This is a genomic window from Paenirhodobacter populi, from assembly GCF_004022215.1.
Lineage (GTDB): Bacteria > Pseudomonadota > Alphaproteobacteria > Rhodobacterales > Rhodobacteraceae > Rhodobacter > Rhodobacter populi.
On sequence record NZ_SAUZ01000022.1, the window covers coordinates 13,980 to 25,348 of the forward strand.

Sequence of the window (11,369 nt, forward strand, 5' to 3'; positions counted from 1 at the left end):
CTTGCGCGGCGGTTTATGCCACGTTGCTGCCGTCTTCCCTCCGGACTTCAAGGACACTTCATGCGCGATCAGAATATCGTGGCCGCCCTGCGCCTCATGCGACGCTTCATCAAGGTTGACCCCAAGAAAATCGTGATCCTGCCGCCATCGAGCGGTGGCAGCCTGGGCGATCAGGCGATGCTGGATTCCACCGCTGCCTCGATCAGCCGCTTCGGCGATGTCGTGCTCGTGGCCGTGCCGGAACCGAATACCACCTTGCGGACCAAACTGACCTATGCGCCCCTGAACGGCGGCTCAAAGCTCGACAAGCTCCGCGCGGTGAAGGAAATCCTGTCGGCGGGCACCATCCTTTTCCTCGGGGCCGATGTGATCGACGGCGCCTATGGGGGCGATTGCCGCCGGTTGGGCGTGTTCGACCTGTTCGTGCGGGCCGGACTGCGCGGTGCCTGTCTGGGCTTTTCCGTTTCGGCCAAACCGGGGGCGCGGGCGGTCGAGCGGCTGCTGAACCTGCCGCCGGTGCCGATGCATGTGCGCGACCGGCTTTCGCTCGAACGGTTCGACAAGCTGACCGGGCGCAAGGGCATTCTGGTGGCGGATACCGCCTTCCAGCTGCGCCCCGAGGTCACCACGCCGGTGATGGGGCAGGCGATCGACTGGGCGCGCGCGCAGCGTGCCGAGGGGCGCAAGGTGCTGGTGGTCAATCTGGGCGGCTGGACGCTTGAACGGATGAAGGGCGACGGGGTCGCGGCGGTGAACACCTGTCTTGAACGCTGGCTCGGCGCCAGCCCGGACCGGGCGGTGCTGCTGCTGCCGCATGACTTCAAGCCCGCGCCGGTGGGCGACATCGAGCCGCTGCGCCGTCTGAACGGGATGCTGGCGCCGCAATTCCCCGACCGGGTGCATTTCGTCGAGCCGCCCTTCAACACCTGGGACGTCAAGGCGCTGGCGGGCGAGATCGACTTTTCCATGACCGGGCGGATGCATTTCTCGATCGCCTGCCTCGGCATGGGCACGCCGACGATCGGCATCGTCTATCAGGGCAAGTTCGAGGGGCTGATGGACCATTTCGGTCTCGACAACATGCTGATCACGCCGGACGAGGCCTCGGATCCCGATGTGCTTCTGGCGCGGCTGAACGAGACCGAGGCGCAGCTGCCCGAATTGCGCGAGCGGATCGCGGGGAAGCTGCCGACGGTCAAGGAACTGTCGTGGAAGAACTTCGCCTGGCTGGAACAGGGCCGCACCTGATCACGGTGGCCGGCTGATATGCCTGTCCTGATATGCCTGTCCTGATATGATCGTGTTCGCCCCGGATTTGCTTTCCGGGACGAAGGCGGGCATCCTGCCCCCCGGGTCATTTTCGGGGCCGGATCCTGCAACCGGGCTCCGGAGTGGGACCACCTGGACCGGATCGAACAATCAGGGATTGCAGAATGATGAATATTCGCCGCTTCGTCGGAGCTTGTCTGGCGGGGCTGATCGCCGCGCAGGGCGCTACCGAAGCCAGCGCGCAGGATGCGCAGTTCACGGTGCAGACCCAGGTGGTGAATCCGGATCTGCCTGCCTTCACCGCGACGCTGGGGGGGCTTGGCAACGGGGCCGAGTTCATGCGCGGCGGCGGCGGGTTCGAACCCACGGTGTTCCGCAACAGGCTGACGGCGGCGGCGGATGCGCCGAATACGATCATTGCGGACAGGCAGCAGATCTCGAATTACGACAGCTGGCCCGAAGGCGCTTTCGACGGTGCGGATATCGAGGTGTTGCGGATCGTCAATGGCGTCATGCAGACGGTGCGCCGCGACCGGGTGGCGCAGGGCGGCTACCATGCCAGCGGGTGGAACATGGCGACGCCTTCCGGTCGGATGATTCCGGCGGGAACGACCCGATGGAATTTTTCCTGGGACACGTTCAACCGGATGGATGCCCCCTATTATTACACGGTGCGCGCGGTCGATGCCTCGGGCAATCTTTCGCAGCCCGCCGCAGCGGTTTCCATCACGCCACCCGGCAAGCCGGGCAATGTCGCGGAAAAGGCGACGTTCCAGAAGGTGAAGCTGTCCGGGGGGACGGCATCGCTGCCCGCACCGCAGAATCTGTCCGTGCGATTGGCGGTATCCAGGACAGCGATGCTGAGCTGGGACCCGGTTCCGGGCGCGGCGGGCTATGTGGTCTATCGCTCGGATCTGCCGCCGGAACGGCATCGCGGTTATTCGATCGATCTTGAAGGGACGGGCGAGCCGATCCGCAAGGGGGACATGATCCTGCTGCGCAAGACATTCACCACGCCGACGCGCGCCGAGATCTCGACGAACCGGGTCTGGGGCGCGGCGACACCGACATCCACTTTCGGCATATCGTTCCTGCCGGGCCTTGCCGGGGATCCGGGCCTGCCTGATTTCCGGCTGGTGCCGCACGATCCAGATACGCCGGTGCCCGATCCGGGGGAGACCTATCTGCAGGTCGATCTGAAGAATGGCGGGGATATCCAGCTGGGGAAATTCAATTTCGCCGGTCCCGCCAACGGTTATTACCCGACGCTGAAGCCGGACGAGACCTATCGTTTCGAGATCTGGCTGCGCGGCCAGGGCAGGATCACCGGCCGGTTCGGCGCGGGCGGGGTCTACAAGTCGATACCGGGATTGCCGGTCGAATTCCGGGTCGGGCCGGAATGGCAGAAATATGTCGTCGATTTCCGCGTGCCGCCGGCGCCGCCCGAAAGCCGGAGCGTGGGGAAGATGGGGATCCGGCTGTTCGGTCACGGACAGGTCGATGTCGACAACCTGCGCATCTATCAGCTGGGAACGGATTTCATGGACATCCGGCCCGAGGACCGCGCGGCGCTGATGGACTCGGGGATGTCGGCGCTGCGGACGCATATGTTCATCAAGACCAAGTTCAGCTCCTACGATCTGTCGCAACTGACGGCTCCGGCGGGGGTTGCGCCGCGGTCGGGCGGGCACAGCCTGCCGCAGATGCTGGGGATCACGCGATCGCTCGGCATGGATCCCTGGGTGCAGGTCGAGCCGCATTTCAGCGCCGAGGAATGGCTCGGCCTTGTCGAATATCTGGCGGCGCCCTTCGATCCGGCAAAGGACGATCCGAAGGCGCTGCCCTGGGCGGCGCGGCGTGCGGCCCAGGGCCATTCCGCCCCCTGGACCGAGGATTTCAACAAGATCTGGTTCGAGATCGGAAACGAGACATGGAACCGGCTTTTTGCGCCCTGGACTTTCCAGCCGATGGCGGATGCGGGACGGCTCAACTGGACGAAATACACCGCGGGGGAGGTTTACGGCCTGTATCAGGAACATGTCCTGTCGATCATGCGCCAGAGCCCCTGGTGGGACCGGCTGGAACCGAAGCTTGAGCCGGTGATCGGCGGCTGGGGGATCAACGATTATGGTGTGGATGCGCTGAAACGGTCTCCCGGCAGCCGGGTTCTGACCAATGCCGCCTATATCGGCGGCTGGGATTCCGGCGAGGGGGCGGTGCAGCAGACGCCGGAGGGATATGCCTCGGTCATGGCCTATGCGCCGCAGGTGATGGCGGCTGCGGCAAAGCGCTATCACGATGCGGTGGCCAAGGCCGCGCCCGACCGCGACGTGATCCTGGGCACCTATGAATCCGGTCCGGGATATGAGCTGAACGGCCTCAACGGCGCCAAGGTCACGCCCGAGGCCGCGCTGGCGCAGGAAAAGGTGATGAAGGGCGCCGGGGCAGGGGCGGCGACGCTCGACAGTTTCCTGATCCGGGCGATGGCGGGGGACCGGATCCAGAATTTCTTCACCTACGGGCGGGGGGACAAGTTCCGTTCGCATGCACGGCTGGATGAGGGCGGGCAGCCCTATCCGTCCTGGGCATGGCTTGCGCTGTTCAACCATCTGGGGGCAGGGGGCGATCTGCTCGCGGTCGAGACGGAGGCTGTGCCGAAGCGTGACCTGCCCGCGATTTCCCGGCGCAAGGAGATACCCGATGCGCCGATGGCGGCGGTCTATGCCTCGCGCAAGGGCGACCGGCTGACGGTGGTGGTGGTCTCGCGCGCGGTGCCGGACGTGCCGCCGGGGACGGACGGGCACATGTCCGTTGCAGTGGATCTGCCGATCGTCGGTGCGAAGAGCCTGACCCGCTACCACGAAAGCGGCGATTACCGGGCCGAGAACTTCACCGGCCCCGGCACCGAGATCGTTTCGGATACGCTGCCGGTGCCGTCCGATCCGGGGCGGCTGGAGATCCCGGACCTGGCCCCGGCCTCGGCCGAGGTCTATGTGTTCGAAGGAGCCGAATTCCCCGGCTGAGCGGGTGGGCGGCGCCCGGATTTCTGATGTATGCGTGCCCCGGGCGAGCGGATGCGTTCGTTCTGGGCACGCTTTGCGCCCTGTTTGATACTGGCCTCCGCCGATGGGACGCTGGCCTGTTCGAGCCGCCCCCACATCATGCCCGCCATCAGCCACAGGAGCGGCAAAAGCGACGAATTCGGGATCAGGTCGATCAGATTCGCGCACAGGACGATGGTGATGCCCCCCTCGATGGCGCCGAATTCATAGCGCCTGTAGCGCAGCGCGGTGAAGATGACCGGCAGGCACAGCAGGCCGAAGATCCCCAAGTATCCGATCCAGCCCTTTTCCCCGATGATGATGATCCAGCTGCCATCGGGGATGCTGTCCCGTTTCCCGGTCTCGGCGTCGAAGGTCAGCTGGCGCCCCCAGCCGCCCCAGCCGGAAACGGGTTTCAGGTTCGCCCGTCCGAGGAGCACATCTTCCTGCTCCAGCCGGAAGCCGAGCGAACCCGCGCGTGCCGGGTTGAAGGAATAGACCGCCGTGACAACCCTGTCGGCCGGGATCAGCCCGCTGCCGCGGGCCAGCGGATAAACCAGCACCATCGCCGCAATGACCAGGCCGAGCAGGAACTGCAGCCGGACAGGGAAGAACAGGACGACCGGCAGCAGGCCGAAAGCGATCATCGTGGCGCCCAGATTGCGCGAGACGGCCAGGCAGAAGGTGATCCACAGCGCCATGGCGAGCCACATCCACCGCTTGCCGCCGACATTGTTCCGCGCCAGCGCCGCCGCCGCCAGCGCCGCCATCGCGAGGAAGATCCCCACCCGCAACCCGTGGGCGAGGAAGACGATCGGGCGATAGCCGTCCCGCAGGTGCTGCATCCAGTCATGGGCGAAGAAGCCGTAGAGCATGATGTTCAGCTTCGGGCTGATCCGCGTTTCCAGCAACACGAGACACGCATAGACGGCACCGGACCAGGCCAGGACTTTCAGCATCTCGACCTGCGCCTCGCGCGAGCGCAGATAGTGCCGCCCTATGAAAAGGGGCAGGAGCATGACGAGCAGCGCTTTCCACAGCATGCCGACGTCGTAAGCGCTGAGACCCGGCACAATGCGCGCGGCGAAATAGAGCGGATCGCGATTGGTCAGCCAGCCCACGACCGAGTTGAGCATCAGAACACCGACGGCCAGCGGGATGATCAGGGCGATGCGCGAACCGTGGCGCCGGGCCATGGCCCGGCGACCGCCCGGACGGCCGTGTGCGGGCGCAGGACGGCCGTCGCCCTGTCCGGCCGTGGCCTGTCCGGCGGCGAGGGCGGCACGCCGGGCCTCCCTCGCCGCCTTCTCGGCCTCGCGGCGGTGCAGCAGCCATATTGCCGTCAGGGCGCAGAAGGCGGGCAGGGTATGTTTGTTGATCGCCGGCAGAGCCGGCAGACTGAAACCGACCCGCTCCGGGATGAACAGGTATCCCAGCACGATCGTCGCGATCAGGGCCGTTTCCGGGCGCAGCTTGCGAAACAGCACCCAGGTGACCAGTGGCCATGAATAAAGCACGATCTGGGCAAGAGCATACATCCGGTTCGTCCGAAGCTGGCCCCGGGGGGCGGTCGCAGTTGGCCCCGGGGGGCGGCTCCCCCAGAAATTTCACGATCGGCCGGTTTTTGCGAGCCTAAAAACGGCTTCGTGAAACCGATGTCGAAACAGTGCTGGTATAAATCTTTCATGCAGGTTTCTTATGCTATCGCTTTGTGCGATATGGCTCTTGCCGACGGAAGCGGCGCAGCGGCCGGGCAAGGGATTCTGGAGGATTGACTTGAGGAAGATCATTCTGGCGATCATCGCCGTGCTGGTCGTCGGCGGGGGTGTCCTGCTGGCAACGGCGGACAGCAAGGGACAGAAGGCGGTCAAGGCTTTCGCTTCCGCACAGGCTTTCGTCGAAAAAGGGGATACGCCGCGCGCGCTGATCGAGCTGCGCAACGCCTTGCGGAACGATCCCGACATGCGCGAGGCGCGGCTGATGTTCGCGGATCTGCTGTTTCAGTCCGGGCGTCGGGCGGATGCCTTCGGCCAGTATCGCCAGCTCTATCTGAAGAACCCCGAGGATATCGACGCGGCCCGCAAGCTCGCGCTGATCGCCTTTGACGGCATGGCCTGGGACGATGCGCGGGAATATGGCGATGCGGTCCTGGCCAAGGACCCCGATGACGCGGAAATCCAGGCGGTCGTCGCCGGGCTCGATTACCGCGACGCGGTCAACGCCAAGGACGAAGACGCGATCGCCCGGGCCGTCGAGACCGAAAAATCCCTGCTGGCACAGAATCCCGGCCTGCTTCAGGCGCGCCGCCTGGTGATTGCCGATGCGATCCGCTCCGGCGACACGGACCGCGCGCTGGCGCTGACCGACGAGGGGCTGGCCGGCCATCCGGACGACCGGGATCTGAACAACACGCGGCTTTTCGTGCTCGAGAAGCTCGGGCGGATGGGCGAGCTGGAACAGCAGCTTCTGGCGATGGTGGCGCGCTATCCGGATGACGAGGAACTCGGCCGCACGCTGGTGCGGTTCTACGTCAAGGAAGGGCGGATCGACGACGCGGAAAAGATCCTGCGCGCGACGATCGACCCGGACAGCGACAGGATCGAGCCGCGGATGGTGCTGATGCGCTTTCTCGCCGAGGTGCGCTCGCCCGAGGCGATGCGCGACGAATTGACGAAGATCCTGGCCGAGGATCCGTTGCCCAGGGATGTGGCGGCCGATCCGGTGGCGTTCCGCGCGCTCAAGGCGCAGGCGGATTTCACCCTGGGCGGGCGCGATCAGGGGATGGCCGAGCTTGAGGGGCTGATCAAGGGCGCCGAACCCTCGGCCGAGATCGACGGGGTGAAGGTGCAGCTTGCCCGGATGCGGCAGGCGACGGGCAATTCCGTCGGTGCCCGCGCGCTGGTCGAGGAGGTTCTGGCCCGCGATCCGAGCCAGGTCGACGCGATGAAGCTCAAGGCGAACTGGCTGGTCGAGGAGGACAAGACCGAGGCGGCGATCACGCTGCTGCGCGATGCGCTGTCCGACCGGCCGAACGATGCGCAGATCATGATGCTGCTGTCGCGGGCCTATGAACGCGAGGGGCGGCCGGAACTGATGGCGGACATGATGTCGCGGGCGGTGGATGTGTCGAACCAGGCGCCGGGGGAATCGCTGACCTATGCGCGCTGGCTGTTCCAGCAGGGGCAATATGCCTCGGCCGAGACCATCCTTGTCAACGCGCTGCGCCGGCAGCCGGTGAACCTGCCGCTGCTGGAGACGCTCGGCCGGACCCATGTGGCGATGAAGGACTGGGCGCGGGCGCAGCAGGATGTCGATGCGATCGAATCGCGCTTCGACACCGATCAGGCCCGCAAGGTCGCGCAGGAACTGCGGGCGCAGGTCCTGTCGGGGCAGGGGCGCAACGACGAATTGTCGCAGCTTCTGGACCAGATGTCGCGCGATCCGGACAGCGAGCTGGCGGCGCGGCTGGCGATGATCCGCACCACGGTGTCGGGCGGGCGGCTGGACCAGGCGCTGAGCGAGGCGCAGGCGCTGGCCGCGGACAAGCCCGATGCGCCGGCGGCGGCGCTGCTGGTGGCGCAGATCCGGCTGGCGCAGGGCGATACCGCGGGGGCGATGGATGGGGTTCGCGCCATTCTGGCCGCGCATGGGGATTTCCTGCCCGGCTGGCTGGCGCTGCAGGCCATGCAGACACGGGCCGGCGCGTTCGACGACGCGCTGGCGACCGTGAATGCGGGGCTGGAAAAGCTGCCGGATAATCGCAGCCTGGTGCTGAGCAAGGCCTTCCTGCTTGAAAAGAAGGGCGACATCGACGGCGCCATCGCGATCTACGAGGCGGGTTATGCCGCCAATTCGGACGATCTTCTGGTGGCGAACAATCTGGCCAGCCTGCTCGCCTCGACGCGGGATGATCAGGAAAGCCTCGATCGCGCCTGGACGGTGGCGCGGCGTCTGAACGGCACGCAGGTTCCGGCCTTCCTGGATACCTATGGCTGGATCTCCTTCCGGCGGGGGGATACGGCGGGCGCGCTTTCGGCGCTGGAAAAGGCGGCCAAGGGGTTGCCCGACGATCCGGCGGTGGCCTATCACCTTGGCCGGGCCTATGCCGCGCAGGGCAGGAAAGAGGCCGCGGCCGAGGAATATGACCGTGCCGACGCCCTGCTGTCGAAAGGCGCGGTCGGCTATCCGAACCTGGCGCAGGATCTGGTGCGGGCGCGGGCGCAGATCAACTGAGCCCGCCGGAGGTGTGACTTTCTGTGCGGGTGGCGCGTAAAAAAGCCGCCCGTGCCGGAAAACGGGTTTTGACCGGGGCATGTCTTCCTGTAGGCTGCCCAAAAACCAATAAGGCAGAACGAGGCATGTCCAGAATCAAGTCCCTTATCATCGCGGTCGCGATGCTTCTTGCGCCGCAGCTGGCCACCGCTTACGTGATCACGCCCGGCGACACGCTGCAGGTCGATGTGCTCGAGGATCCGAGCCTCAGCCGCGCCGTTCTGGTGCTGCCCGACGGATCGGTCAACTTCCCCGGCGCCGGTTCGATCAGCGTCGGCGGGAAAAGCCCCGTCGCGGCGCAGGATCTGATCGCCAACCGGCTGGCCTCGGAATTCGCGGCCAAGCCGTCCGTCTATGTCAGCGTCGCGGGTCTGTCGCCCAGCTCGCAGAAAGACCTGCTGGAAAAGCCCAAGAACATCTACATCATGGGCGAAATCAACAAGCCGGGCATCGTCGAGGCCGAACAGGGGATCACCCTGCTGCAGGCGATCGCGCAGGCCGGCGGCTTCACCCGCTTCGCGGCGACCAAGCGGGTCGAGCTGCACCGCCCCGACCTGCGGGCCGGGACCGAGCGGGTCTTCATCTTCGACTACCGCACCGGGAAGGGCATTTCCGGCGCCACCCCCTTGCTCAAGGGAGACGTGATCGTCATTCCCGAACGCCGCCTGTTCGAATGAGGGCGGTCTCGTGGGGAAACAGATGAGACCTGTCCGGTGGCGGCGGGCCGCGGTCTGCGGTCTCGTCGCGGCCGGGATATCGGGTACACAGGGTCTGGCGCAGGATCAGGCCGGGGGAACGCACAGCACGATCAGCACCTCCATCGGGGTGGAGGCGGGGCGCAACCTCGACCTCGATCCCGGCGCGAAGGACAAGAGCGCCCGGCTCTACGGAACGCTTGGCTACGCCTATGAGATGCGCACGCGCGTGACGCAGCTGTCCTTCAGCGCGAGCATCCGGCCGCAGACCGATGACGACAACGGCGACGGGCTGTTTCCGCAGGCGTCGTTGCGGTGGTCCCATGAAACGGCGCGGATGCGGTTCTCTTTCAATGCCAGCCATGTCGAAGCGAAGGTCACCGACCAGAGCATCGCCTATGACGAGACGACCGGCCAGATCCTGAACTACGACACTTCGGGCACGCGTATCTCGAACCGGTTCGGCGCGGCGGTCGAGGGCGGGATCGACATGCCGCTTGGCTATACGATCCGGGTCGACCGCAGCGAAGTCGACTATCGTGACACATCGGAAGGCAGCAACAACAATCCGAGCACATCAACGGGTTTGCAGGCTGCCTTGCGGGCCGATGTCTCGTCGATGACACAGCTCAACCTGACGCTGGATCATCGTTACTATGAAACGGAAGGCGATAGATCCCTGCGCAATCGCACGACCGACCTGGCGTCGATCGGATTGCAGCAGCGCATCGATGCGCTGACCTCGTTCAACGGCTCGATCGGCAAGGAATGGATCGATACCAAGCGTATCGACGTGCCGGACAAAAGCCTGAACGGGCTGATCTTTAGCCTGGGGGTGGAGAGGCTGGATACGCTCGGCTCCTATCGGGTCGACTTCGCCCAGTCCCAGACCGAAAACGGCAATCGGCAGTCCTTTACCGTGGGGCGCGACCGCGAAACGATGTTCGGCAGGTTCTCCGGTGGTGTCGGCGCAAGCCGGGGCGAGGAGGGCGATACCGACTGGATTGGCAATCTGGCTTACAGGACGGAATTGCCGCGCGATACGCTGAGCGCCAACATGAGCCGGTCCGTCACGACTGACAATGACGGGGATGATGTCGTCGTGACCCGGGTTTCGGCCGGACTTGGCCACAAGCTGAGCGAGGTGAACGGGCTCAACTTCGGCCTCACGGCGTCGATCACGGAATATGCGACCTATGACAAGAACCGTCTGGATGCGACGATCTCTTACGAGCATATGCTGGTCAAGGATGTGAGCCTGGAGGCGGGGGTGAAACTCGGGATTGCCAAGACCACTGATCAGGAACAGGCGCGTTCGCAATCCGTGTTCCTCAGCCTGTCGCGGAGTTTCGATTTCCTGCACTGAAATCGCATGGCGGCCATGGCCGTGATGCGCAAGGGGTTCTGGATGCGCCTGCCGTCGTTGCCTGTCGTTCTGATCGTGCTGGCGGCGGCCTGCATCCTGCCCGAAGCGGCCATCCACCTGTTCCCCTATCCGGATCTGGTGCGCGGGCGGCTGATCCAGAATTTCGCCTTCTGGCCGGGACTGGTGAAGGGGTGGCATGCGAATTACCCGGGTCAGGCGGAACTGATGTTCCTGAGCTATGGCTTTCTGCATGCCGGGGTCACGCATCTGCTGTTCAACATGATCACGCTGATTTCGCTTGGCAGGCCGCTGGCCGAGGAACTGGGGCAGGGGAAATTCCTGCTGCTGTATCTGCTGGCGCAGCTTGGCGGGGGGGCGGGATATGCGTTGCTGACGACGCAGACCGCGCCGATGGTGGGGGCCTCGGGGGCGCTGTTCGGGCTGGCGGGGGCGCTTTTGTGGACCCGTCTGCGCGAGGGATTGCGGGATCTGACCCCGGTCGAGGCGCTGCGCGACATCGCCTGGCCGGTGGCGCTGCTGATCGGCATGAATGTGGTGATGTATGTCGCGCTGGACGGGCGGCTGGCCTGGGAAACGCATCTTGGCGGATTTCTGGCGGGGGCGGCGGCGATGGCCGTATTGTGGCGCCGCCCCGACGACGCCTCCGCGTGAAGGGCCGTTCCGGCGGCGCGGGCGGTCACATTTTCGCAAATGCAGAAATTTACC

At 65.4% G+C, this 11,369-nt stretch carries 7 protein-coding genes; 6 read left to right on the top strand and 1 reads right to left on the bottom strand.

Annotation, left to right across the window (positions count from 1 at the left end):
- The first annotated feature begins 60 nt into the window (after positions 1-60).
- Both D2T30_RS17295 and D2T30_RS17300 read left to right on the top strand, forming a co-directional pair.
- On the top strand, positions 61-1,248 hold the full coding sequence (locus D2T30_RS17295) for a polysaccharide pyruvyl transferase family protein (RefSeq protein WP_164884339.1): 1,188 nt from the start codon (positions 61-63) through the stop codon (positions 1,246-1,248).
- Positions 1,249-1,433: 185 nt separating this feature from the next.
- Positions 1,434-4,292, top strand: coding sequence for a hypothetical protein (locus D2T30_RS17300; protein WP_128209910.1), 2,859 nt, complete (start codon positions 1,434-1,436; stop codon positions 4,290-4,292).
- Here the strand turns inward: D2T30_RS17300 and D2T30_RS17305 are convergent.
- On the bottom strand, positions 4,259-5,848 hold the full coding sequence (locus D2T30_RS17305; RefSeq protein ID WP_128209911.1) for a hypothetical protein: 1,590 nt from the start codon (positions 5,846-5,848) through the stop codon (positions 4,259-4,261). The genes D2T30_RS17300 and D2T30_RS17305 overlap by 34 nt on opposite strands.
- Before the next feature lie 238 nt (positions 5,849-6,086).
- On the opposite strand from D2T30_RS17305, the gene D2T30_RS17310 reads away from it, so the two are divergent.
- The 4 genes from D2T30_RS17310 to D2T30_RS17325 all read left to right on the top strand — a co-directional run bounded on the left by D2T30_RS17310 (position 6,087) and on the right by D2T30_RS17325 (position 11,315).
- Positions 6,087-8,543: a tetratricopeptide repeat protein gene (locus D2T30_RS17310; protein ID WP_164884340.1), complete on the top strand. Its 2,457-nt coding sequence runs from the start codon at positions 6,087-6,089 to the stop codon at positions 8,541-8,543.
- A 125-nt stretch (positions 8,544-8,668) separates the two neighbouring features.
- Entirely contained in the window at positions 8,669-9,259 is a 591-nt protein-coding gene (locus tag D2T30_RS17315; RefSeq protein ID WP_128209913.1) for a polysaccharide biosynthesis/export family protein, read from the top strand.
- A gap of 22 nt (positions 9,260-9,281) precedes the next feature.
- On the top strand, positions 9,282-10,643 hold the full coding sequence (locus tag D2T30_RS17320) for a hypothetical protein (RefSeq protein ID WP_128209914.1): 1,362 nt from the start codon (positions 9,282-9,284) through the stop codon (positions 10,641-10,643).
- Between the two features lie 6 nt (positions 10,644-10,649).
- Entirely contained in the window at positions 10,650-11,315 is a 666-nt protein-coding gene (locus tag D2T30_RS17325; protein WP_241651320.1) for a rhomboid family intramembrane serine protease, read from the top strand.
- Positions 11,316-11,369 lie beyond the last annotated feature (54 nt).